Source organism: Modestobacter sp. SYSU DS0657 (genome assembly GCF_054050925.1).
Genome location: NZ_JBJHAG010000019.1, coordinates 17,127 through 39,052, shown reverse-complemented (window position 1 = coordinate 39,052; position 21,926 = coordinate 17,127). Strand labels below are relative to the sequence as shown.

The following is a 21,926-nucleotide window of genomic DNA, read 5'->3' as shown; positions in this document are numbered from 1 at the left end:
TCGGCGCAGCCGCATCCGTGCTGCTCACGGGCTTGTCGCGACCGTTCTTCGAACGTATGATCGAACACGTGGACGTGACGACCGAGGAGCGGATCCGCGCCGCCCCGCCGGTCGGGCTCGCGGCGGGGCCGCTCGGCGCAGTGCAGGCCGCGGACCGGGAGATCGCGCGCCAGACCGCCCGGCGCGCCCGTGCGGTGGCCGAGTTCGCCGCGTCGCGGCCCGCCTCGGTCGACCGGCCCCAGGGTGAGCCGGGCTCGATGAGCGCCGAGCGCTGGGCTGCCCGGGCCGAGGTGCTCCGGCCGGTGAGCGAGTGGGCCGCGCAGGAGCTCGTCGTGGCGCTGTCGATCAGCGCCGAGGCGGCGGAGTCGCTGCTCGAGCGGTCGCTGACGCTGGTGCACCGGCTGCCCCGGACGCTGGACGCGCTGGAGGCCGGCGCACTGCATCCCGGGCACCTGTGGCCGCTGCTGGACAAGGTCGCCCCGATCGAGGACGACGCGGTGCGCGCCGACGTCGAGGCGGCACTGCTGCAGTGGGCCGCCGGGCGGGTGACGACGCCGGCGCAGCTCGGCGCCAAGGCGCGGCGCGAGGTCCTCCGGCGCGACGCCCGGGCCGCCGCCCGCAGGCTCTCCCGCGCGATCGCCGAGCGCGGCGTGCACCTGCGGTCGGGCCGCACCGACGGCACCGCTGAGATCGCCGCGCTGCTCACCGTTCCCGAGGCGCACGCGCTCCTCCGGGCGCTGGGTGCGTACGCGGACGCGCTCGACGAACCGGGCGACCAGCGCACCCGCGGGCAGAAGATGGCCGACTGCCTGCTCGACCTTGTGCTGCGCCCCGGCGAGCGGAACATGCCGCCGGTCCAGGTGTCGCTGCACGTCGTGGCGTCCGTCGCCACGATGCTCGGCGGTGACGCGCCCGGTGAGGTCGACGGCCAGGTCGTCCCGGCCGAGGTGGTCCGCGCCCTGCTGCGCGCCCTGTCCGGCAGCGCCGCTGCGCCCGCCGACGCCGCCACAGCCGACTCCGACGCGATCGACCCCTCCGCCGACGCCGCCGCCGCCGCCGACGCGATCGACCCCTCCGCCGACGCCGCCACAGCCGACTCCGACGCGATCGACCCCTCCGCCGACGCCGCCACAGCCGACTCCGACGCGATCGACCCCTCCGCCGACGCCGCCGACGCGTCCCCTGCCTCTGCCTCTGCCTCTGCCTCTGCCTCTGCCCCTGCCGCTGCCCTTGCCCCCGCCGCTCCCCCTGCCCCTGCCGCTCCCCCTGCCCCCGCCCCGGACGGCGGGCCCCCGACCGTCACGCTCAGCCCCGACCGCGACCGGCCGCCGGGCGGGGGGTCCGAGGAGTTCTGGCCGGACCCCGGGTGGGCCGAGTTCGAGCGTCGGGTGCTCGCCCGCTGGGCTGAGGAGCCCGCTCGGGACGCCTCACCCGACGGCGCGGAGCGACCACCATCCGCCCCCGAACCACCGACGCTGGGTCCCGAGGGCACCGCGCCACTGCCCGGGGAGGGCTGGTGGTCGACGGCCGACCGTGCCGTGGAGCGGGCGGGTGCTGCCCTGCGCACGACGCAGGAGGTCCTCGGCCACGCCCGTCGAGCGGTCGCCGACGCCTGCCGCGCCGACGCCGCCGACGAAGCCGCCTGGCAGCACGGTCGGACCGGGCAGGTCGGCGCCGCCGCCGACGCCCTGGCCGCGCTGGAGGCGGCGAGCAGCGGGCAGCGGGCTCTGCTGGCCGACCTGCTGACCCGGACGGGCGGGGGCGGCCTCGCCGACCGGCCGCGGCTCGTGCTGGCTGATGCGCTGACCGGCGCCTTCCTCGGGCTGGCCGGCCTCCCCGAGCTGCGCCGCGCCGCCTCCTGCGACGCACCTGCCTGCCGGCGCCGCCCGGCGGAGTGCACCCACGACCTGTCCGGACGGCCCGGCCTGCGCCCACCGGGCCCCACCGCCGGCTACCGGCCGGGCGCTGAGCTGGACCGGTTCGTCCGCGCCCGCGACCGCCGCTGCCGGTTCCCCGGCTGTCGCCGCAGGGTGCCCCGCGGCGGCGAGCTCGACCACGACGTCCCGTACCCCGACGGCCCGACCAGCGCGACCAACCTGACCGGCTACTGCACCACCAACCACCGCGGCAAGCCCCAGGCGCCCGGCTGGCGGCACGAGCTGGCCGCCGATGGTGCGCTCACCGTCACCACGCCCACCGGCCTGACCGCCGTCACCACCCCACCGCCGTACTGAGGGGCCGGCGGCGTCAGTCGGTGAAGCAGGCGGTGAGCGCCGCGACCATCAGCGGGACGTCCCGGGCGCTGGCCAGCTCACGTGCCGAGTGCATCGCCAGCATCGGCGCGCCGACGTCCACCGTGGCGATGCCCAGCCGGGTCGCGGTCAGCGGGCCGATGGTGCTGCCGCACGGCAGGTCGGCGCGGCTGACGAACCACTGCACCGGCACCGACGCCGAGGCGCAGCGCTCGGCGAACCACGCGCCGCCCACCCCGTCGGTCGCGTACGCCTGGTTGGCGTTCACCTTCAGCACCGGCCCGCCACCCAGCTGCGGGGTGTGCGCCGACTCGTGCCGCTCGCCGCGGGTCGGGTGCACGGCGTGCGCCATGTCCGCGCTGACCAGCACCGACCGGGCGATCGTCCGGTGGACGGCCTGGGCGTTCCCCGGGTCGGTGGCGGCCACCAGCCGGTCGACGACGTCCTCCAGGAAACTGCCCCGCGCCCCGGACATCGATCCGCTGCCCACCTCCTCGTGGTCGTTGCAGACCAGCAGCTGCGTGCGCTCACCGGCCGGCGCGCCGATCAGCGCGGTCAGCCCGGAGTGGCAGCAGGCCAGGTCGTCCAGCCGCGGCGCGGCCACCCAGCTGCCGTCGGCGCCGGTCCGGGCCGCCGGCTGGGTGTCGGCCAGCACCAGGTCGTGCCCGACGACGTCGTCCACCCCCACCCCGGCCGCTGCCGCGACCGCCTCGCGCAGCCCCGGCTCGGTGCCCAGGTCGCGGTCCCACACCGGGACCAGGTGCCGCTGCGGATCGAGGGTGAGCCCCTCCCGCACGCTGCGGTCCAGGTGGATCGCGAGCGACGGCAGCCGCAGCGGTGCCCCCGGCAGCTCGACCAGTGCCTCCGCGCCTCCGCGCAGGGCCACGCGGCCGGCGACGGTCAGCTCGCGGTCGAGCCAGGTGTGCCACAGCCCGCCGCCGTACGGCTCGACGCCCACCAGCCGGTACCCGGCCTGGCGGACGTCGGAGTGCGGCCGCACCCGGAACGTCGGGGAGTCGGTGTGCGCGCCGACCAGTCGCATCCCGCTCTCCGCGAGCGGTCCGGTCCCCAGCCGGAAGGCGATCAGGCTGCCGCCCCGCCGGACGACGAAGTGCGCCCCGCCCGGGGAGAGCTGCCAGCTGTCGGTCTCGACCAGCTCGGTGAACCCGGCCTCGACCAGCCGGCGGACCATCTCGGCCACCGCGTGCCCCGGGGAGGGGGAGGCGTCGATGAAGGCGCGCAGGTCGTCGCCGAGGGAGAGGTCGTCGGTCGGGGTCTCCGGCATGACGCCCATCCTCCCCCAGCACCCGCGGTGCCCACCCGCGCCCGCCTGACCTGCGTTTCCCGCAGCCGACGCGGGTAGGGGGTCCCCCGTGGCGGACGACGACATCGAGATCAGGGCACAGGGCGAGCGCGAGTACGTGGTCGTGCAGGCCACCGAGGCCGACGACGTGACCACCTGGTTCACGCTCACCCCCGAGGCGCTCGACCGGCTGGGCACCGACGACGAGGAGGACGTCGTGCTGCGCACGGTGCGGTTCCTCCGCCGGCACCAGGACGTCGCCGACTTCCCCGACGTCATCGAGCTGGAGGACGTCATCGCCAGCTACGAGGACTACCTGCCGGCGATGGCCGAGGAGTGACCCGCCGCCGTCAGCGGTGAGATGCTGCGGAGCGTGACCCAGCCCACCGACCCCGCCGCGCTCGCCGACGCCCTCGAGTCGACCGGCTACCTGCCGGACGAGGGCCTGGCGACGGCGGCGTACCTGGCGCTGGTCATGCACCGGCCGCTGTTCCTGGAGGGCGAGGCCGGCGTCGGCAAGACCGCGCTGGCCCGGGCGCTGGCCGAGGTCACCGGCCGGCCGCTGTACCGGCTCCAGTGCTACGAGGGGCTGGAGGCCAGCCACGCCCTCTACGACTGGGACTTCGGCCGCCAGCTGCTGCACCTGCGCGCCGCCGAGGCCGCCCACGCGACCGGCTCCGCCGCCTCCCCCGACGACGTGGCGCAGCTGGAGGCCGGGCTCTACGACCGGCGGTTCCTGCTGGCCCGCCCGCTGCTGCAGGCGCTGGAGGATGCCCCGTCGGTGCTGCTGGTCGACGAGGTCGACCGGGCCGACGACGAGTTCGAGGCCTTCCTGCTGGAGGTGCTCAGCGACTTCACCATCTCCGTCCCGGAGCTGGGCACCATCCGGGCGGAGACGCCGCCGCTGGTCGTGCTCACCTCCAACCGCACCCGCGAGGTGCACGACGCGCTCAAGCGCCGTTGCCTCTACCACTGGCTGGAACACCCGGACTTCGAGCGCGAGGTCGCGATCCTGCGCCGCCGGCTGCCCGAGGTGACCGAGGAGCTGGCCCGCCAGGTCGCGCAGGCGACCGGCCGGCTGCGTGAGCTGGACCTGCTCAAGCCCCCCGGTGTCGCCGAGGCGATGGACTGGGCGAGCGCGCTGCACGCCCTGGGCTGCCGCGAGCTCGACCCGGACACCGCGGCCCGCACCCTCGGCGCGGTGCTGAAGTACCGGGAGGACGGCGAGCGGGTGCGCTCGCTGGCCCGGGGGGCGCTCTTCGGTGGGTGACGTCGTCTCGACCGTGCTGGGGTTCGCCCGCACGCTGCGGCACGCCGGGGTCGCCGCCTCGCCCGACCGGGTCGAGGCGATGCTGGCCGCGGTGGCGCACCTCGACGTCCTCGACGCCACCGCCGTCTACTGGGCCGGCCGGCTGACCCTGTGCGGCAGCCCCGACGACCTCGACCGCTACGACGCCGCGTTCGCCGCCTGGTTCGCCGGTGAGGCGCCGCGCATGCGGCGGGGCGCACCCGCCGAGCCGCCGCAGGTCGCGCACATCGCCCCGCTGGGCAGCGGGGACGGCGGCGAGCCCGGCGAGGAGCCCTCGGACCTGGCGACGAAGGCCAGCGGGGACGAGGTGCTGCGCCACCGGGACGTCGCCGAGCTGACCACGGCCGAGCGCGCCGAGCTCCGCCGGCTGTTCGCGCTGCTCGCCCCGGCCACCCCGATGCGCCGGTCACGTCGTCGCGGCCCCTCCCCGCACGGCACCGTCGACGCCGGCCGCACCGTGCGCCGGGCGCTGCGCGACGGGGGTGAGGTGCGCCGGCTGCACCACCGCCGGGCCCGGCCCCGGCCGCGCCGGGTGGTGCTGCTGATCGACGTCTCCGGCTCGATGAGCCCCTACGCCGACGCGCTGCTGCGCTTCGCGCACGCCGCCGTCCGGGCCCGCCCGGCGTCCACCGAGGTGTTCACCATCGGCACCCGGCTCACCCGGGTCACCCGCGAGCTGCGGCTGCGCGACCCCGACCGTGCCCTGGCCGCCGGGGGCGCGGCGATCCCCGACTGGTCCGGCGGCACCCGGATCGGCGAGGTGCTGAAGGCGTTCCTGGACCGCTGGGGCCAGCGCGGCACCGCCCGCGGCGCCGTCGTCGTGGTGTGCAGCGACGGCTGGGAGCGCGGGGGCGCGGAGCTGCTGGGCGAGCAGATGGCCCGGCTGCACCGGCTCGCGCACGCCGTCGTCTGGGTGAACCCGCACAAGGGCCGCTCCGGCTACGAGCCGCTGACCAGCGGGATGGTGGCGGCGCTGCCGTCGGTCGACCACTTCGTCGCCGGGCACAGCCTGGCCGCGTTCGAGGAACTGGCAGGGGTGATCACCAATGCGTGAGGTGCTGGAGGACCTGGTCGGGTGGTGGCAGGCCGGGGAGACGGTCGGCGTGGGCACCGTGGTGGGCACCTGGCGGTCCGCACCCCGCCCGCCGGGCGCGGCCATGCTCGTCGGCCCGGACGGGACGGCGGTGGGCAGCGTCTCCGGCGGGTGCGTCGAGGGCGCGGTCTACGAGGAGGCCCGGGACGCCGTCGCGACCGGGACGCCGTCGCTGCAGCGCTACGGAGTGAGCGACGACGACGCCTTCGCCGTGGGCCTGACCTGCGGCGGGATCCTCGACGTCTACGTGGAGTCGGTGTCCCGGGAGTCCTTCCCCGAGCTCGGCGAGGTCGCCGCGTCGGTGGGGGCCCACGAGCCGGTCGCCGTCGTCACCTGCGTGCGCGGGCCCGACGACCGCCTCGGCAAGCGGCTGGTGCTCTGGCCGGACCGCAGCTCCGGCACGTTGGGCGCGCAGCGGCTGGACGACGCCGTCGCCGACGACGCCCGCGGCCTGCTGGCCGCCGGGCGGACGGCGACGCTCACCTACGGCCACGACGGCGAGCGGCGCGGCGACGAGCTGACCCTGTTCGTCTCCTCCTTCGCCCCGCCGGCGCGGATGGTGGTCTTCGGCGCGATCGACTTCGCCGCCGCCGTCGCCCGGGTGGGGGCCTTCCTCGGCTACCGGGTCACCGTCTGCGACGCCCGGCCGGTGTTCGCCACCGCCCGCCGCTTCCCGGATGCCCACGAGGTGGTGGTCGAGTGGCCGCACCGGTACCTGCAGGCCGAGGTGGACGCCGGGCGGATCGACGAGCGCACCGTGCTGTGCGTGCTCACCCACGACCCGAAGTTCGACGTCCCGCTGTTGGAGGTCGCGCTGCGGCTGCCGGTGGCCTACGTCGGCGCGATGGGGTCGCGGCGTACGCACACCGAACGACTCGCGCGGCTGCGCGAGGCCGGGCTGAGCCAGGGTGAGCTGGACCGGCTCTCCTCGCCGATCGGGCTGGACCTGGGCGCCCGCACACCCGAGGAGACGGCCATCTCGATCGCCGCGGAGATCATCTCCGACCGCTGGGGCGGCAGCGGTGAGCGGCTGGCCGAGGTCGGCGGCCCCATCCATCGCACCGCCGAGCGGTGACCGACGACCTGCCGTACGTCTACGACGTCGAGGTCGTCGGGCTGCTCGCCTCGCCGGAGCACCGGTACGACGGGCGGCCGGACGACGCCGTCGCCGCGCGGCCGGTGGAGCGGCGGGACCGGATCGAGGTGCGGGCCGGGCTGGGCGTCGTCGGCGATCGCTACTTCGGCAGGCCCGCCCACCGGGACGCGTCGGTGACCGTGCTCGCCGTGGAGGCGGTCGAGGAGCTGGCCGCGGAGCTGGGGAGCGGCCCGCTCGATGCGCTGGCCACCCGGCGCAACGTCGTGCTGCGCGGCGCGGAGGTCGAGGCGCTGCGGGGGAGCGGGTTCAGCCTCGACTGCGGGGAGGGTGAGGTGGTGCTCGCCGGCGGCCGGCCGGCCCACCCCTGCGCCTGGCTGGACCGGGTCCTCGCGCCGGGCGCGCACCGGGGCATGCGCGGCCGGGGTGGGGTCCGCTGCGCGCCCCGGACCGGCGGGGCGCTGCGGCTCGGCCCCGCTGTGCTGCGCTCGGCGGTGCCGCTGGACGCCGCCCGGGCGGGGGAGGCGGTCCGGCCGCCGGTGCGCCGGTGAGAGGCGCGGCAGCGCACCGGGGATGATGCCCTGGCCGGGACGCGACGAGCGTGTCCGCGGCCCCGAGGAACGGAGACCCCATGCAGATCCGCAGGCTGGCCACCGCCGGCGCAACCGCAGGACTCACCGCCGTCCTGCTCGCCGGCTGTGGCGGGGACAGCGACACGACCAGCGAGTCGTCGTCGCCGTCGGCCTCGGAGACCAGCAGCGAGTCCGGTCTCGCCGAGCAGACCGGCGCCGAGGTCTCGGCTGCCGCCGCCGACGCTCTCGAGGAGGCCGGCTCGGTGCACGTCACGGGCAGCGCCGGCATGGGTGCGGAGACGGGGAGCATCGACCTGGTCATGCAGGGCGACGACGTCAGCGGAACCGTGGCCGCGGGCGGCCAGACCATCGGCCTGCTGCGCACCGGCGGCGTCGTCTACATGCAGGCCCCCGGCGACTTCTGGACCGCCTCCGGCGTGCCTGCCGACCTCGCCGACCAGCTGGACGGCGCCTGGGTCGTCGTCCCCGAGGCGGGCGCCACCGGGTTCGAGGAGCTCACCCTCGCCACCCTCGTCGAGGAGCTCCGCAACCCGACCACCGAGGTCGAGGACGAGGTCAGCACCGCCGAGCGCGAGGGCCAGCCGGTCGTCGTCGTCACCCAGACCGACGGCAGCACCGTGGCCGTCGCCGCCGAGGGCGAGCCCTACCCGCTGGAGATCGTGAACCAGGGCGATGAGAACCAGACGCTGACCCTCAGCGAGCACGGCGAGCAGTTCGACATCGCCGCGCCGGAGTCGCCGATCGACCTCAACGACCTGGAGCCGGGCGCCTGATCCAGCCGGGCGTTCAGTCCAGCAGGGCGCGGACCGCGGCCGGGGCGAGCGCGGGGCGGTGCAGCGGCGCACTGCGGCCCCCGCCGGCCGCGGCCAGCGCGGCGCAGTTGGCCACCGACTCCTCGTCGGTGGACAGCCCCAGCACGTGCAGCCGCGCCCCCGCGCGGGTGAGCGAGGCGGCGGCCGGCCGGGGATCGGGGCTGTCGGTGGGCATCCCGTCGGACAGCAGCAGCACGTCGCGCGCCGCCGTCCGGGTGCGGGACAGCTCGCGGGCCGCGGTCCGCAGCGCCAGGTCCAGGTCGGTGGTGCCGCCGCCGCGCAGGTCGAACAGCCGGTCGACGACGAGCTCGGGCCGCGCGACCGCGGACAGCGGCTGCAGCACCACCGCCGTCGACCAGAACGCGACGACGGCGAGCTCGTCACCCGGGCGCATCCGCTGGGTCAGCGCCGAGGCGGTGAGCACCGCCGCGGCCAGCTCGTCGCCGGCCACCGAGCCGGAGGCGTCGACCAGCAGCACGCAGGCCCGGCCGGTCGCCCGCCAGCCGCGGGTGTGCAGGTGCTCGGCCCGCCAGTGCGGCTCCGCGCCGCGGGCCGCCAGCGTGGCGTCCAGGTCGACGTCGGACCCGGTGGGGTCGCGGCGGGTGACCACCCGCCGGCTGCCCGGCCGGTCCGGCAGGCCCCGGCGGGGTGCGGTCACCGGCAGCCGTGCGGCGAGCGCCCGGGCGGCGGCCCGCAGCGCCGGGTCGACCGCCCGCCCCAGCGCGGTCAGCAGCCGCACCGCCGCGTCGGGGTCCCGGCCGGCCACCTCGGCCAGCGCCGCCTCGTCCAGCTGACCGGCCTCCGGGCTGACCTGCGGCAGGTCCGGGTGCGCGCGGGCCAGCTCCGCCCGCCCGGCCCGCGGGGTCCGCTGCCCGCGCAGCAGCGCCTCGACGTCGGCGTCCTCGCTGACCGGGGCGGGCTGCGCCGGCCGTCGTCCCGGTGGATCGGCCAGCCGGTCGGGCGGCGGCGGGGGCGGAGGTGCGGGCGCCGGTTCCCCCGGTTCCGGCCCGGGGGTCAGTCTTTTCCCAGCTCCTCACCGGCCCGGCGCCAGATGTCCCGGACGACGTCCTCCACCGGTCGCGCGAGGCCGTCGGTGACGGTCACCTTCCCGGTCAGCGCGGCGAGCGCGGCGTCGGTGCCGACCTCCTCGTCGGCCGGCTCCAGGCCGCGCACGGCTGCCAGCTCGCGGCGATGAGCACCGTGTCGATCGCGCCGCGGACCGAGGAGCCGATCCGCAGCTCCGGGTGGTCGCGGGTGATCCGCACCGCCCGCACCGCGCGGTGCAGCAGCGGTGCGGGGCCGCCGGTGGCGGTGGCCACCACGGCCCGCTCGTCGTCCTCGGTCTGGTAGCCCATCGCGACCCGGCACGACCGGTCGTACAGCGCCGGGGTGATCCGGGCGGTGCCGACGGCGTCGAACGGGTTCATCGCCGCGACCAGCCGGAACGTCGGCCGGGCGGGCACCCGGCCGTAGCGCGGCACGTGCATCTCGCGCTCGGAGAGCACCCCGAGCAGCACGTTCATCGTCTCCTCGGGCACCCGGTTGAACTCCTCCACGTAGAGGAGCGCGCCCTCGGTCATCGCCCGGGTGAGCGGGCCGGGCACGAAGTTCTCCGGCCGGTAGTCCTCGGTGAGCACCCGGGAGGCGTCGTGGTGGCCGACCAGCCGGGTGGGGGTGAGCTCGGCGTTGCCCTCGACCAGCACCAGCGGCACCCCGGTGCCGTCGGCCAGCGCCCGCAGCAGCGTGGTCTTCCCGGTGCCGGGCGGACCCTCCAGCACCACGTTGCGGCCCGCCGCCAGCGCGGCCGCGACGACCTCCGCCTCCCGCACCCGGGCCACCACCCGCTCCCGGGCGGTGCGCACCATGCCGGCGCCGTCGAGGCGGGCGGCGGAGGTCGTCGTCGTCATCGGGGCCGGTTCAGCCGAACTCGATGACGCCGCGCAGGTTCTTGCCGGCGTGCATGTCGTCGTAGCCGGCGTTGACGTCGTCGAGCCGGTACCGGTTGGTGATCAGGCCGTCGAGCTTGAGGTTGCCCTCCTGCCACAGCCGCAGCATCCGCGGGATGTCGGTGGTCGGGTTCTGGTCGCCGAACAGCGCGCCCTTGATCTCCTTGCCGAAGAGCGTGAAGTCCATCGAGGAGATCGGCAGGCCGACGGCGGAGACCGGGCCGAGCCCGGTCACCACGACCACCCCGGCCTTGCGGACCGAGCCCAGCGCCTGGGCCACGTGCTCGCCGGTGGTGACGCCCACGGTGACGAGCGCCTTGTCCGCGCCCTGCCCGTTGGTGACGCTGCGGGCGAAGTCGGCGGCCTCCTCGATGTCGCCGAACGCGTGCGTGGCGCCGAACTCGCGGGCCTTCTCCTGCTTGAACGGCACCGGGTCGACGGCGATCACGTGGCTGGCGCCGGCGAAGGCAGCGCCCTGCACGGCGTTGATGCCGATGCCGCCGATGCCCATCACGACCACCGTCTCGCCGGGCTTGACGTCACCGGCCTGGGTGGCGGTGCCGAAGCCGGTGCCGACGCCGCAGGAGACCAGGCAGGCGACGTCCATCGGGATGTCGGGGGCGATCTTCACCGCGGACCGGACGTCGATGGTGGTGACCTCGGAGAAGCTGCCCAGCCCGCACATCTGCCCGACCGGGGTGCCGTCGGGCAGGGAGTAGCGGAAGCTCTCCGCGTCGTCCCAGCGCGATCCCATGCCGATGTTGGCGCCGGAGTCGCACAGGTACTGCTTGCCGGTGGCGCACCAGCGGCAGCGGCCGCACGCCGGCAGGAACGAGAAGACGACGTGGTCGCCCTCCTTGATGTCGGTGACGCCGGCGCCGACCCCGATCACCTCACCGGCGCCCTCGTGGCCCCCGCAGATCGGGTAGTGGCCGCTGGGCATGTCGCCGGTGGCGATGTGGTCGTCGGAGTGGCACAGCCCCGACGTCGCCAGCTTCACCTGGATCTCGCCGGTGCGGGGGTCATCGGCCAGCAGGTCGGTGACCTCCCACGTGCCGGGGGCCTCGCGCAGGATCGCGCCGCGGGTGGGGACGGGCACGGGGACCTCCTCCTGCCCTCGCCGTCGAGGGCGTCGGTGCTCCGGGCGCGGCACTGCGCCCGGAGTCGGAACCTATGCCGCGGGTCACACTCCCGGCCAATCCGCTTCCGCCAGATGGCACGACTCCGGTGGGAGAGACTCCTCCGGTGACCGTGGTTGTGGTGGGCGCCGGCCCGGTAGGGGTGACGGGGGCGCTGCTGCTGGCCCGCCGCGGGGTCGACGTCCTGGTGCTCGACCGGCACGCCGCGCCCTATCCGCAGCCGCGCGCCGTGCACCTCGACGACGAGTCGCTGCGGGTGCTGCAGGCCGCCGGCGTCGGCGACGCGTTCGCCGCGGTGAGCCGGCCGATGGCCGGGCTGCGCCTGCTGGACGCCGACCACCGGGTGCTGCTGCAGGCCACCCGGGGGAGCGGGGCGCACGGCTGGCCGCAGGGTTCGATGTTCAGCCAGCCCGACCTGGAGGCGGTGCTGCGCACGGCGCTGGACGCCGAGCCCCGGGCCGAGCTGCGCGGCGGCGTCGAGGTGTTGCACGTGGAACAGCGGGACGGAGCGGTCCGGCTCGGGGTGCGCGACCGGGCGACCGGGGCGGCGGAGGAGCTGGTCGCCGAGGCGGTGCTCGGGTGCGACGGGGCGAACAGCACGGTGCGCCGGCTGATCGGCGGGTGGATGCGCGACCTCGGCCCGGCCGAGCGCTGGCTGGTGGTGGACCTGGTCTCCGGCGTCCCGCTCGACGTCTGGCCCGGTGTGCACCAGGTGAGCGACCCGCGGCGACCGGCGACCTTCATGCCGGTGGCCGGGAACCGGTACCGGGCGGAGTTCCGGCTGGTGCCGGGGGAGTCGGCGGCCGATCTGGACCTGCCGGCGCTGCTGGACCGGTTCGGCGCGGGCGGCGCCGAGGTCGTGCGGACGGCGGAGTACACCTACCGCGCGCAGGTGGCCGACCGCTGGCGAGCCGGCCGGGTGCTGCTGTGCGGTGACGCCGCGCACCTGACGCCGCCGTTCATCGGCCAGGGGCTGGGGCTGGGGCTGCGCGACGTGCACCAGCTCGCCTGGAAGCTGGCGGCGGTGCTCGGCGGGGCCGACGACGCGCTGCTGGACACCCACCAGGCCGAACGGGCGCCGCACGCGACCGCACTGATCCGCCTGGCGGTGCTGCTCGGCCGGCTGATGAACGGCGGCGGGCGCTCCGCGGCGGTGCTCCGCCGGAGTGTGCTCGCCCTGCCCGGGGTCGCCGCCTTCGCCGCCGACAGCCGGACGCCGCCGCTGCGGCCGGGACCGCTGGTGCGCCGTCGTCGCGTCGCGCCCGGGTCGCCCGTGGGGTCGTTGGTGCCGCAGCCCACCATCGGGGCGCGGCGGCTGGACGAGCTCCTCGGGGACGGCTGGGCGGTGCTCACCGCGGGCGGCCGGGTGCCCGCCGACTGGCCCGGGCCGGTTCTCGACGCGGCCGCGCTCGGCTCTCCCGAGCTGATCCGGTGGCTGCGCGGCCGCTCGGTGCTGGTGCGCCCGGACCGGATCGTCGCGGCGGTGGCGGGATGACCGGGTCGAAGGGCTCCTGCGGCTCCGCGACGGGGAGCCGGGTGATGCCGACGGGCTGACCGCGCTGGTCCGGCGGTCCCGGGCGGCCGCGATGCCCTGGCTGGCGACCCCGCACGACGAGGAAGCCCTCGCGCTCGTAGAAGGCGCCCGCGCGCTCGTTGGCCGCGAAGTGCTCGGCCCGGAGCCGGTCGGCGTCGTCCGGCAGCTGGCCGCCGTCCTCGGCGACGACCACCCGAGCCGCGGCCACGGCTGCGCCGATGGACTTCGCGTCCCACCAGTCGCGGATCTGGCCGGCGGCGGCCTCCGCGCCGATGAGCGGCGTGTAGTGCGGCGGGACGTGTGCCGCACCGAACCGGCAGACGGGCCGCGACGTCGTCGGGCTGCGCGACCCGCACGACGGGTCAGGCCGGCTCGACGTCCCGGGCGATGCCGACGAGCAGGGCGGTCAGCTCCGCCGGCCGGGAGAAGAAGGGGGAGTGCGCGGAGTCGATGTGCCGCACCTGCCCGGCCTTGCCGGCCGCCATCATCTCCTGCACGGCCTGCGGCAGTTCGGGGTCGGCGTCGGCCACCACGTAGGTCGACGGCACGGTCTCCCACGCCGCCACGCGCAGCGGCGTCGTGCACGAGCTCATCGACTGAGGGGTCAGGCGGGCCACGGCGGCGGCCGCCTCCTCGGGGTCGCAGTCGTCGTAGAAGACCGACTCCGGTCGCCCGGCGGTGATCGACCTGCCGTCCTCGGACACCTGCCACCAGGACATCGGCTGGCCGCCCGCTGCGTCGAGCAGGCTCTCGCCGACGCCCAGCATGAAGGCGCAGACGTAGACGAGGTGCGCGATGTCGTCCCGGCCGGCGCCGGCCTCGGTGATGGGCAGGCCGCCGTAGGAGTGACCGACCAGGACCTTCGGGCCGGGCACCTCGTCCAGGACGGCGGTGAGCGTGGCGACGTCGTCGTCCAGGCTGCCCAGCGCGTCGACGTCGGGGCCGGTGCTCGGCAGGTCCACCGTGCGGACCGCCAGCCCCTGCTGCTCGAGGAGGGGGACCACCTTCTCCCAGCACCAGGAGCCGTGCCAGGCGCCGTGCACGAGGACGACCGTGGGGGAGGGCGACGTCTGGGCTGGCACGGCGGTCATGCGTTCCTCTCTCGCGTGAGCGTCCACCGGAACCGGGCGGACCGGGTGAGCCTCCCGCCGTCGGTGCCGGCTGACCAGAGCGCCGCGGTCGATCGGCGCGAGACATCTGTCGCGGTCGGGATCGCTGGATGCGCGCTCCGGTCGTGCCATCCTGCGCGCATGTCCCGGCGTCGGACCCAGCTGCTGCTGACCGCGGAGATCGGCTGGCTGCTCGTCTCCACGGTGCTGCTGACCGTCGGGGCGGTCACCCAGACCGGTGTCTGGCGGGCCGTCTGGTTCGCGGTCGTCGTGCTGAACGTCGTGGTGGTCGGCACCCGGCTGTCGACGCTGACCGCCCGGCTCCGGGCGGGAGGAACCCACCCGTAGCGCCGCGGCTAGCGTGGCCGGGTGAGCTTCGACGTCGCCGCGCTGCGCGCCCAGTTCCCCGCCCTGGCCGGCGGGGCCGCCCACTTCGACGGTCCGGGCGGGTCGCAGACGCCGCTCGCCGTGGCGCAGGCGGTCGCCGCCGCGATGACCGCGCCGATGGCCAACCGCGGTTCGGTCACCCAGGCGGAGCGCAACGCCGACGCCGTGGTCATCGGCGCCCGGCAGGCGATCGCGGACCTCACCGGCGGCGACCCCGGCGGCGTGGTCTTCGGCCGCAGCGCCACCGCGCTGACCTACGAGCTCTCCCGGGTGGTGTCGGCCGGCTGGGGTCCCGGCGACGAGGTGGTCGTCACCCGGCTCGACCACGACGCCAACATCCGCCCCTGGGTGCAGGCCGCGCAGGCCCGCGGCGCCACCGTGCGGTGGGCCGACTTCGACCCCGCCACGGGCGAGCTCTCGCCGGACACCGTCGCGGCGCTCCTCTCGGAGGGGACGAGGATCGTCGCCGTCACCGGGGCCTCCAACCTCATCGGCACCCGCCCCGACGTCGCCGCGATCAGCGCGCTCGCGCACGACGCCGGCGCGCTGACCTGGGTCGACGGCGTCCACCTCACCGCCCACTCCCCGGTCGACGTCGCCGCCCTGGGCGCGGACTTCTTCGTCTGCTCGCCGTACAAGTTCCTCGGCCCGCACTGCGGCTGCCTGGTCGCCGCCCCCGCCCTGCTGGAGACGCTCCACCCGGACAAGCTGCTCCCGTCGACGAACGCCGTCCCCGAGCGGTTCGAGCTGGGCACGCTGCCCTACGAGCTGCTCGCCGGCACCACCGCCGCCGTCGACGTGCTGGCCGGGATCGCCGGCCCGGAGGGCGACCGGCGTCCCCGGCTCACCGCCGCGATGACCGCGGTGGAGGCGCACGAGGACCGGCTGCGGGCGCGGATCGAGGCCGGCGTCCGGGAGCTGCCCGGCGTCACCCTGTGGTCACGCGCGGCCCGGCGCACCCCCACCCTGCTGCTGACCTTCGCCGGCCGGGACGCGGCCGACGCCCATCGGTACCTGGCCGAGCGGGGCGTCAACGCCCCCGCCGGCTCCTTCTACGCGATCGAGGCCAGCCGGCACCTCGGGCTGGGCGACGCCGGCGGACTGCGGGTCGGGCTGGCCCCCTACAGCGACGACGCGGACGTCGACCGGCTGCTCACCGGGCTGCGGGAGTGGCTGGCCGGCTGACCTCAGCCCTTCTCGGCGATCCGCTTGATCGCGGCGAGCGTGGCCGGGATGCCCTCGTGCGCCGACCGGGTGCGGTTCTCGATCTGCGCCTGGGCCTGGTCGCCGTAGTTCTCCGCGAAGAAGGCCAGCCCGGCGGGGAGGAACTCCCAGGACTCGGTCAACCGGGTGCCGCCCTCGACGGGCGTCATGGTGAAGCCCCAGCGCACCAGCTTCCCGCCGACCAGCCAGGCGAACTCCCGCCCGCGCTCGGCGGCCACCACCTGGCTGCGGGTCTCCCAGGTGCGGCCGGGCACCTCGTTGCGGCCGGTGAACCAGTCGCCCACCTGCCCGGTGGCGCCCTCGTCCCACCAGCAGGCGGTGCAGACCGGGCTCCATTCGCCGGTGCGGGTCACGTCGGAGACCAGGTCGTAGACGGCCTCGGGGCTTGCGTGCACGACGATCGAGTCGGCATGGGTCAGGCTGGTCATCCGGGCAGTCTGCTCCTACTTGTGCTGGCGGCGGCTGCCGCCGTGCCAGTCCTCCTGCGCACCGACCTCGCCGTCGGCGACGCCGAGCCCGCGCAGCTGCGGCAGCTCGCGCAGGCTCCGCTTCAGCTCCGCGAACCCCGGGAAGCCGGCCAGGCCGACGACGTGGTCCCACAGCCGGACGGCGTCCTCCTCGGCGGGCAGCCGGCTGATCACCGGGCCGAAGAAGGCCAGCCCGCCCGGCGGCTGCACGTGCAGGATCGGCGTCCCGACGTCCTTCCCGGTCAGCGCCAGCGCCTCGTCGGTCTCGGCCTGCACGACGGCGTCGTACGAGGTGTCCTCCAACGCGTCGGCCAGCTCGACCGGCAGGCCGGCGCGCTCCAGCACCGGCGTCAGGTAGCCCCGCGTGCCCCGGTCGCCGTCGGTCGCGCCGGGCTCGGGTGCGGTGTCGAAGATCCGCTGCCCCAGCGCCTCGTACAGCGTGCCGACGGCGGCACGGCCGTGCTCGGCACGGGTGCGGGCGGCCACCCGCAGCAGCCGCAGCCCGGCGGTGTGCCCGGCCTCGTACTCCGGCGGGAACTGCGCGTCGTAGTCGACGTGCGCGTTGACCAGCCGCAGCGAGATGAACCGCCAGTCGACGGTGTAGTCGCGCTGGGACTGGACCAGCCGCACCCACCGGCTGGTCATCCAGGCGAACGGGCACACCGGGTCGAAGTAGAAGTGCAGGTCGGCGTCGGCCATGACCCGAGGCTGCCACGCCCGGCGGCGGACGGCGTGTTCGGTGGGTGGGATGCGGAACCACGGGGTACCAGGCAGCTCATGCGCGGCGACCGCCTCGGTCGCCGCTCACCCCCGGACGACTGGAGACCACCCATGGCGCGCAACACCCTCTCCCGATCCCTGCACGACGTCGGCCTCGCGGCCTGGTTCGGCGGCACCCTCGCCAACGCCGTCGCCCTCAACGAGGCCGCGAGCGAGGCCGGCAGCGCCAAGGCCACCGGCGCCGTGGCCAACGCCGGCTGGAACCGGTGGACGCCGGTCAACGCCGCCGCGATCGGCGCGCACCTCATCGGCAGCGTCGGCCAGCTGCAGGCGAACAAGCAGCGCGTCGCCGAGCAGCAGGGCGCCGGCGCCATGTCCACCGTGAAGACGGTGCTCACCGCAGCGGCCCTGGGCGTCACCGCCTACAGCCGGGTGCTGGGCAAGGTCGTCGCCTCCGGTGGCGCCACCCCGTCGCGGCGGGGCACCAAGGCCTCGAAGCGGGCCCGCGCGGAGATCGCCGTCGCCCAGGAGCGGCTCGACCAGCTGCAGTGGGTCATCCCCGCGCTGACCGGCGCGCTGGTCGTGGTCAGCTCCTACGCCGGGGAGCAGCAGCGCCCCTCCGAGGTGCAGCGCGGGACCGCGCAGAAGGCCACCATCGCCTGAGTCGCGCAGACCGTGGCGCGGGCGCTGGTGACCTGCGCCACGGTCTGCCACCCTCGCGGGGTGGCCGTTTCCGTTCCGCGTCCGCCCTGGTGGGCGCAGTCCCTGCTCGTCGGACTCCTCTCCACCCTCGTCGGGTTCGGCGCAGCACTGCTCGTCAGCCACGACGACCTGGGCCGCGACCTGCCCCAGTCGCTGCTGAGCGGGCTGGTCCTGGGGGTGGCGGCTGGTCTGGGCACGGCCTGGAACGCCCACCGGGAGGACGCCCGGTTCCGGGAGGTCACCGCCGGGCTCGGCGACGACGAGTCGCGGGCGGCCCACCGGGCGGCCCGGCGCGGGCCGGTGCCGGCGGACCCACGGGTGCGCGACGCCGCCGTCCGGCTGCTCGACGGGCGGCTGTCCGTGGCCACCGGGCATCCGGTGCCCACCCTGGCGTGCGTGCTGCTGGTCGGCGGGTACGCGGCCGTCCAGGCGCTGACCCGCACGCCGTGGTGGTGGCTGGGTGTCCTCGTCGCCCTCGGGGCAGGGGTGTCCTGGTACCGGGAGCCGGCCCGGCTGCGGCGGCGCCGGGCGGAGCTCACCGGCGACCCGGTGGCCGCCTGAGCGGCCCCGGGCCAGTGGTCAGAGGCCAGGTCGTCAGCGGCGGGGTGGTCAGACGAGCGCTGTCCGGGCCGCCCGGACGGCGTCCCGGCTCGTCTTCGCCAGGTACAGCTGCGCGTCGGCGGAGGCCAGCAGGCCGCGCGGGTCGGCACCGGCCCCGACAGCGGCGGCGACGCCGAGCGACAGGCTGACCCCGGGATCGGCGAACCCCTCCGGCCACAGGTCGTGGGCCTCGGCCCGGACCCGCTCGGCCAGCCGCACGGCGTCCACCAGTCCGGCACCGGGCAGCAGCAGGGCGAGCTCGTCGCCGCCCAGGCGGGCCACCAGGTCACCGGCGCGCACCCGGCTGCGCAGCAGGCCGGCCACCGCCTGCAGCGCCGCGTCCCCGGCCGCGTGGCCGAACCGGTCGTTCACGTGCTTGAAGTGGTCGACGTCCAGCAGCACCACCGCCAGCCGCTCGCCGCTCTCCCGGGCCCGGGTGCAGCCGGCCGCGAGCTCGTCGTCCCAGCGGCGGCGGTTCGCCAGCCCGGTGAGCGGGTCCTCGTGGCTGAGCCGTTCCAGCCGGACCAGCAGCTGGTGGGTGCGGCGCTGCTCGGCGTCCAGGCGGACGCGGGTGGCCAGCTGCGCCGCCGCCAGCCGGGCGCGCCGCCAGTGGGCCAGCAGCGCGACCAGGGAGGTCAGCCCGAGGTACACCACCACGGCCGCGGTGGTGCGGCCGCTCAGCTGCGAGGGCTCGGCGGCGACCGCCAGTGCGAGCGCGGTCCAGGTCGTGGAGACCAGCGCGACGGTCCAGCCCAGCCCGACCGACAGCAGCACCCCGCTGCCGTGCAGGGCCAGCGACAGACCGAGCAGGTAGAACTCGACGTGGTCGACGACGGCCAGCATCCATGCGGTGGTCAGCTGGACGACGGCCAGGCCGGCGAAGATCAGCGCCCCCGGTTGCAGCCGGCCCGCCGGATGCCGCCACAGCAGCGCCAGCGCGCCCCAGATGAGCACCGTGCCGACCGCCCGCACGGGCACGAGCGAGCCGGCGACCGCGGGTTCCAGGACGATGTCCAGCACCGCCCACGCGGGGTAGCCGACCGCGGCGATCGCCCCGACGAGGAGACCGGACGACCGGGCCTGCTCCAGCGCCTCGCGGCGCACCGCGACGCGGACGTCGTCCCGGCGCGACCCGGTGGCGTCGCTCTCGGGGGCGCTGCTGGTCACCCCGAGGTCATCGGCTCCCCGGGACGACTGCTGGGGCGCGCCGCGCCGTCGACCACCCGGAGGGGGGAGGCCCGGATCAGCGGCGCAGGGCGGGGAAGCCGGCGGCGAGCTGGTCGAACGCGCTGTGCAGCGAGGCCGCCAGGGTGATGCCGCCGTCGGCGAGCCACACCTCGAACGCCGTCGTCGCCGCTGCCCGGGTGCTGGTGGCGACCAGCCGGGGCAGCAGCGCGCCCGGCGCCGTCCCGCCGCGGCGGGCCACGTGCTCGGCCACCACCCGGTCGACCTCGGCGTAACGCAACTGCGAGTGCGCCTGCAGCGCCGGCTCGGTGAGGATCAGCCGCATCCGCTGCCGCAGCAGCGGCAGGTCGGCCTCGGCGTAGTCATTGACCTCCACGTAGGCCGCGCAGATCGACGCCATCACCGGCTGCTCGCCGTCGGTGGCGGCCAGCCGCGCCTCCAGCCGTTCGACGTGCCCGGCGAAGTCGCCCCACACGGCGTCGGCCTTGGTGGCGAAGTAGCGGAAGAAGGTGCGCCGGCTGATCCCGGCGGCGTCGGCGACCTCGTCGGTGGTCACCTGCTCGAAGCCGGTGCTGGTGAACAGCTCCAGCGCAGCCTGCTCGATCCGGGCGCGCGTCAGGTCCCGCGCGTCCCCGACCACCGTCTCGACCACGCCCGCCATCCTCTCTCTTCCGCCGCGCGGAAAGGGTCCCTCGCCGCTCTTGTCCGTGACACTGGGTGTCACCTAGCGTCGCCGGAGTCCACGTGACCCAGCTCACCCGGAGGCAATGGTGCCCGAGACCACGCAGCAGGACAGCCAGATCGAGAACGCCGCGCCCGCCGAGGAGGCGCTCGTCGAGGAGTCCCTCGTCGAGGAGGTCTCCATCGACGGCATGTGCGGCGTCTACTGAGCCGACCGTGACCGCCCCAGCTCCGGCCGCAGCCGGATTCGACCCCGCACTCCCCTGGCAGCGGGCCCGGTCGGTCGCGCTGCGGCCGGAGCCCTTCGGCGCGCTGGTCTACCACTTCGGCAACCGCAAGCTGTCCTTCCTGAAGTCGAAGGCGCTGGTCCGGGTCGTGGAGTCCCTCGCCGACCACCCCGACGTCCCCGCCACGCTGGCCGCCTGTGACGTGCCCGAGGCGCAGCGCCCGGCCTACGTCAAGGCGCTGGCCGACCTGGCGCGTTCGCAGATGATCGAGAGAAGGAGCCCCGCGTGACCGCCGTCCTGCCGTCCCGGCCCGCCGCCCCGCGCCCGACCGGCGGGCGACTGGTCGACCAGTTCGAGTACGGCCTCGACGCCCCGATCTGCCTGACCTGGGAGCTCACCTACGCCTGCAACCTGGCGTGCGTGCACTGCCTGTCCTCCTCCGGACGGCGCGACCCCCGGGAGCTGAGCACCGCCGAGGCCGAGGCGGTCATCGACGAGCTGCAGCGGATGCAGGTCTTCTACGTCAACGTCGGCGGCGGTGAGCCGACCGTCCGGCCGGACTTCTGGCACCTGCTCGACTACGCCATCGGCCACGACGTCGGCGTCAAGTTCTCCACCAACGGCGTGAAGCTGGACAAGGCCCGTGCCGCGCAGCTGGCGGCCACCGACTACGTCGACGTGCAGATCTCCCTGGACGGCGCCACCGCCGAGGTGAACGACCGGGTCCGCGGCACCGGCTCCTTCGCCACCGCCACCCGGGCGCTGGAGAACCTCGCCGAGGCCGGGATGAAGGACTTCAAGGTCTCCGTCGTCGTCACCCGGGAGAACGTGTCCCAGCTCGACGAGTTCAAGGCCCTCACCGACCGCTACGGCGCTCAGCTGCGGATCACGCGCTTCCGCCCGTCCGGCCGCGGGGCCGACGTCTGGGACCAGCTGCACCCCACCCAGGCCCAGCAGCGTGAGCTGTACTCCTGGCTGCTGGCCAACGGCGACAACGTGCTCACCGGCGACTCGTTCTTCCACCTCTCCGCGTTCGGTGAGGCCCTGCCCGGGCTGAACCTGTGCGGTGCCGGCCGGGTGGTGTGCCTGATCGACCCGGTCGGCGACGTCTACGCCTGCCCGTTCGCCATCCACGAGAACTTCCTGGCCGGCAACGTGCGCGACGAGGGCGGCTTCCAGCGGGTCTGGCAGACCTCGGACCTGTTCACCGAGCTGCGCAGCCCGCAGACCGGCGGCGCGTGCACCAAGTGCGCCCACTTCGACGCCTGCCGCGGTGGCTGCATGGCGGCGAAGTTCTTCACCGGCCTGCCGCTGGACGGGCCCGACCCGGAGTGCGTGCAGGGCTACGGGGAGGCCGCGCTGGCGGCCCGGGACCTCGAGCTGGTCACCCCGAAGAGCCACCTGGACCACTCGCACAAGGGCCCGGTGCGCGGCCAGCCCACGCTGCTGGGCATGCCGAGCATCCCGGCGAAGATCTGCGACGAGTCACCCCTGGCCGGCCTCCGCCTGGAGTAGCGCAGCCGGCGTGACGGGGGTGCTGTTCACCCGGT

25 protein-coding genes are annotated in these 21,926 nt (G+C 75.9%); 15 read left to right on the top strand and 10 right to left on the bottom strand.

Features of this window, described 5'->3' with window-relative positions; all coding sequences use genetic code 11:
- The first annotated feature begins 68 nt into the window (after positions 1-68).
- On the top strand, positions 69-2,234 hold the full coding sequence (locus ACI79A_RS13225; RefSeq protein WP_457083830.1) for a DUF222 domain-containing protein: 2,166 nt from the start codon (positions 69-71) through the stop codon (positions 2,232-2,234).
- 13 nt (positions 2,235-2,247) lie between these two features.
- On the opposite strand, the gene ACI79A_RS13220 is transcribed toward ACI79A_RS13225, so the two are convergent.
- A complete protein-coding gene (locus ACI79A_RS13220) occupies positions 2,248-3,537 on the bottom strand; it encodes a M18 family aminopeptidase (RefSeq protein WP_457083828.1) in 1,290 nt (429 codons plus the stop codon).
- Between the two features lie 88 nt (positions 3,538-3,625).
- On the opposite strand from ACI79A_RS13220, the gene ACI79A_RS13215 reads away from it, so the two are divergent.
- The 6 genes from ACI79A_RS13215 (at position 3,626) to ACI79A_RS13190 (ending at position 8,416) form a co-directional block, all read left to right on the top strand.
- Positions 3,626-3,895 carry a hypothetical protein gene (locus tag ACI79A_RS13215; RefSeq protein ID WP_457083826.1) on the top strand — a complete coding sequence of 90 codons (270 nt, stop codon included), beginning with the start codon at positions 3,626-3,628 and terminating at the stop codon, positions 3,893-3,895.
- Positions 3,896-3,928: 33 nt separating this feature from the next.
- On the top strand, positions 3,929-4,825 hold the full coding sequence (locus tag ACI79A_RS13210) for an AAA family ATPase (RefSeq protein ID WP_457083824.1): 897 nt from the start codon (positions 3,929-3,931) through the stop codon (positions 4,823-4,825).
- On the top strand, positions 4,818-5,918 hold the full coding sequence (locus ACI79A_RS13205; protein ID WP_457083822.1) for a vWA domain-containing protein: 1,101 nt from the start codon (positions 4,818-4,820) through the stop codon (positions 5,916-5,918). Before ACI79A_RS13210 ends, ACI79A_RS13205 begins: the two co-directional genes overlap by 8 nt.
- Positions 5,911-7,032: an XdhC family protein gene (locus ACI79A_RS13200; protein WP_457083820.1), complete on the top strand. Its 1,122-nt coding sequence runs from the start codon at positions 5,911-5,913 to the stop codon at positions 7,030-7,032. Before ACI79A_RS13205 ends, ACI79A_RS13200 begins: the two co-directional genes overlap by 8 nt.
- Positions 7,029-7,601 carry an MOSC domain-containing protein gene (locus ACI79A_RS13195; RefSeq protein ID WP_457083818.1) on the top strand — a complete coding sequence of 191 codons (573 nt, stop codon included), beginning with the start codon at positions 7,029-7,031 and terminating at the stop codon, positions 7,599-7,601. The genes ACI79A_RS13200 and ACI79A_RS13195 overlap by 4 nt, the downstream gene beginning before the upstream one ends.
- A gap of 80 nt (positions 7,602-7,681) precedes the next feature.
- The gene (locus ACI79A_RS13190) at positions 7,682-8,416 is read left to right on the top strand and encodes a hypothetical protein (RefSeq protein WP_457083816.1); all 735 of its coding nucleotides are present in this window, start codon (positions 7,682-7,684) and stop codon (positions 8,414-8,416) included.
- A 13-nt stretch (positions 8,417-8,429) separates the two neighbouring features.
- On the opposite strand, the gene ACI79A_RS13185 is transcribed toward ACI79A_RS13190, so the two are convergent.
- From ACI79A_RS13185 to ACI79A_RS13170, 4 genes are all read right to left on the bottom strand, one after another.
- Complete coding sequence (locus ACI79A_RS13185) at positions 8,430-9,221, bottom strand: vWA domain-containing protein (protein WP_457083814.1); 792 nt, start codon at positions 9,219-9,221, stop codon at positions 8,430-8,432.
- A 248-nt stretch (positions 9,222-9,469) separates the two neighbouring features.
- The gene (locus ACI79A_RS13180) at positions 9,470-9,628 is read right to left on the bottom strand and encodes a hypothetical protein (RefSeq protein WP_457083812.1); all 159 of its coding nucleotides are present in this window, start codon (positions 9,626-9,628) and stop codon (positions 9,470-9,472) included.
- Positions 9,568-10,362, bottom strand: coding sequence for an AAA family ATPase (locus ACI79A_RS13175; RefSeq protein WP_457083810.1), 795 nt, complete (start codon positions 10,360-10,362; stop codon positions 9,568-9,570). The genes ACI79A_RS13180 and ACI79A_RS13175 overlap by 61 nt, the downstream gene beginning before the upstream one ends.
- 10 nt (positions 10,363-10,372) lie before the next feature.
- Positions 10,373-11,500 (bottom strand): NDMA-dependent alcohol dehydrogenase, encoded by a 1,128-nt coding sequence (locus ACI79A_RS13170; protein ID WP_457083808.1) that lies wholly within the window; start codon positions 11,498-11,500, stop codon positions 10,373-10,375.
- Between the two features lie 146 nt (positions 11,501-11,646).
- On the opposite strand from ACI79A_RS13170, the gene ACI79A_RS13165 reads away from it, so the two are divergent.
- Positions 11,647-13,035 (top strand): bifunctional 3-(3-hydroxy-phenyl)propionate/3-hydroxycinnamic acid hydroxylase, encoded by a 1,389-nt coding sequence (locus ACI79A_RS13165; RefSeq protein ID WP_457083806.1) that lies wholly within the window; start codon positions 11,647-11,649, stop codon positions 13,033-13,035.
- Positions 13,036-13,436: 401 nt separating this feature from the next.
- Here the strand turns inward: ACI79A_RS13165 and ACI79A_RS13160 are convergent, their stop codons facing one another.
- Positions 13,437-14,165, bottom strand: coding sequence for an alpha/beta fold hydrolase (locus ACI79A_RS13160; RefSeq protein WP_457083804.1), 729 nt, complete (start codon positions 14,163-14,165; stop codon positions 13,437-13,439).
- 159 nt (positions 14,166-14,324) lie between these two features.
- Between ACI79A_RS13160 and ACI79A_RS13155 the strand changes: the two genes are divergently transcribed.
- Both ACI79A_RS13155 and ACI79A_RS13150 read left to right on the top strand, forming a co-directional pair.
- Positions 14,325-14,531: a hypothetical protein gene (locus ACI79A_RS13155; protein WP_457083802.1), complete on the top strand. Its 207-nt coding sequence runs from the start codon at positions 14,325-14,327 to the stop codon at positions 14,529-14,531.
- Between the two features lie 21 nt (positions 14,532-14,552).
- Positions 14,553-15,755: a cysteine desulfurase-like protein gene (locus tag ACI79A_RS13150; RefSeq protein ID WP_457083800.1), complete on the top strand. Its 1,203-nt coding sequence runs from the start codon at positions 14,553-14,555 to the stop codon at positions 15,753-15,755.
- 2 nt (positions 15,756-15,757) lie between these two features.
- Here ACI79A_RS13150 and ACI79A_RS13145 read toward each other — a convergent pair whose 3' ends face one another.
- Positions 15,758-16,222 (bottom strand): SRPBCC family protein, encoded by a 465-nt coding sequence (locus tag ACI79A_RS13145; RefSeq protein WP_457083798.1) that lies wholly within the window; start codon positions 16,220-16,222, stop codon positions 15,758-15,760.
- Between the two features lie 15 nt (positions 16,223-16,237).
- Positions 16,238-16,960, bottom strand: a complete 723-nt coding sequence (locus ACI79A_RS13140; protein WP_457083796.1) for a mycothiol-dependent nitroreductase Rv2466c family protein — start codon at positions 16,958-16,960, stop codon at positions 16,238-16,240.
- A 132-nt stretch (positions 16,961-17,092) separates the two neighbouring features.
- On the opposite strand from ACI79A_RS13140, the gene ACI79A_RS13135 reads away from it, so the two are divergent.
- Both ACI79A_RS13135 and ACI79A_RS13130 read left to right on the top strand, forming a co-directional pair.
- The gene (locus ACI79A_RS13135; protein WP_457083794.1) at positions 17,093-17,644 is read left to right on the top strand and encodes a hypothetical protein; all 552 of its coding nucleotides are present in this window, start codon (positions 17,093-17,095) and stop codon (positions 17,642-17,644) included.
- Between the two features lie 60 nt (positions 17,645-17,704).
- Positions 17,705-18,244, top strand: coding sequence for a hypothetical protein (locus tag ACI79A_RS13130; RefSeq protein WP_457083792.1), 540 nt, complete (start codon positions 17,705-17,707; stop codon positions 18,242-18,244).
- 48 nt (positions 18,245-18,292) lie between these two features.
- Here the strand turns inward: ACI79A_RS13130 and ACI79A_RS13125 are convergent, their stop codons facing one another.
- Together ACI79A_RS13125 and mftR are read right to left on the bottom strand one after the other, a co-directional pair.
- Positions 18,293-19,450 carry a diguanylate cyclase gene (locus tag ACI79A_RS13125; RefSeq protein WP_457083790.1) on the bottom strand — a complete coding sequence of 386 codons (1,158 nt, stop codon included), beginning with the start codon at positions 19,448-19,450 and terminating at the stop codon, positions 18,293-18,295.
- 76 nt (positions 19,451-19,526) lie between these two features.
- Positions 19,527-20,120: a mycofactocin system transcriptional regulator gene (mftR, locus tag ACI79A_RS13120; protein ID WP_457083788.1), complete on the bottom strand. Its 594-nt coding sequence runs from the start codon at positions 20,118-20,120 to the stop codon at positions 19,527-19,529.
- Positions 20,121-20,238: 118 nt separating this feature from the next.
- On the opposite strand from mftR, the gene mftA reads away from it, so the two are divergent.
- The 3 genes from mftA to mftC are packed head-to-tail and all read left to right on the top strand — an operon-like array spanning position 20,239 to position 21,891.
- The gene (gene mftA, locus ACI79A_RS13115; RefSeq protein ID WP_457066548.1) at positions 20,239-20,358 is read left to right on the top strand and encodes an electron carrier mycofactocin; all 120 of its coding nucleotides are present in this window, start codon (positions 20,239-20,241) and stop codon (positions 20,356-20,358) included.
- Between the two features lie 7 nt (positions 20,359-20,365).
- Entirely contained in the window at positions 20,366-20,665 is a 300-nt protein-coding gene (gene mftB / locus ACI79A_RS13110) for a mycofactocin biosynthesis chaperone MftB (RefSeq protein ID WP_457083786.1), read from the top strand.
- Positions 20,662-21,891 (top strand): mycofactocin radical SAM maturase, encoded by a 1,230-nt coding sequence (mftC, locus tag ACI79A_RS13105; RefSeq protein WP_457083784.1) that lies wholly within the window; start codon positions 20,662-20,664, stop codon positions 21,889-21,891. The genes mftB and mftC overlap by 4 nt, the downstream gene beginning before the upstream one ends.
- Positions 21,892-21,926: the final 35 nt, after the last annotated feature.

Coding starts and splice junctions, on each gene's coding strand:
- ACI79A_RS13220 (WP_457083828.1), bottom strand. CDS start 3,537: ATGCCGGAGACCCCGACCGACGACCTCTCCCTCGGCGACGACCTGCGC.
- ACI79A_RS13200 (WP_457083820.1), top strand. CDS start 5,911: ATGCGTGAGGTGCTGGAGGACCTGGTCGGGTGGTGGCAGGCCGGGGAG.
- ACI79A_RS13190 (WP_457083816.1), top strand. CDS start 7,682: ATGCAGATCCGCAGGCTGGCCACCGCCGGCGCAACCGCAGGACTCACC.
- ACI79A_RS13175 (WP_457083810.1), bottom strand. CDS start 10,362: ATGACGACGACGACCTCCGCCGCCCGCCTCGACGGCGCCGGCATGGTG.
- ACI79A_RS13160 (WP_457083804.1), bottom strand. CDS start 14,165: ATGACCGCCGTGCCAGCCCAGACGTCGCCCTCCCCCACGGTCGTCCTC.
- ACI79A_RS13155 (WP_457083802.1), top strand. CDS start 14,325: ATGTCCCGGCGTCGGACCCAGCTGCTGCTGACCGCGGAGATCGGCTGG.
- ACI79A_RS13145 (WP_457083798.1), bottom strand. CDS start 16,222: ATGACCAGCCTGACCCATGCCGACTCGATCGTCGTGCACGCAAGCCCC.
- ACI79A_RS13140 (WP_457083796.1), bottom strand. CDS start 16,960: ATGGCCGACGCCGACCTGCACTTCTACTTCGACCCGGTGTGCCCGTTC.
- ACI79A_RS13135 (WP_457083794.1), top strand. CDS start 17,093: ATGGCGCGCAACACCCTCTCCCGATCCCTGCACGACGTCGGCCTCGCG.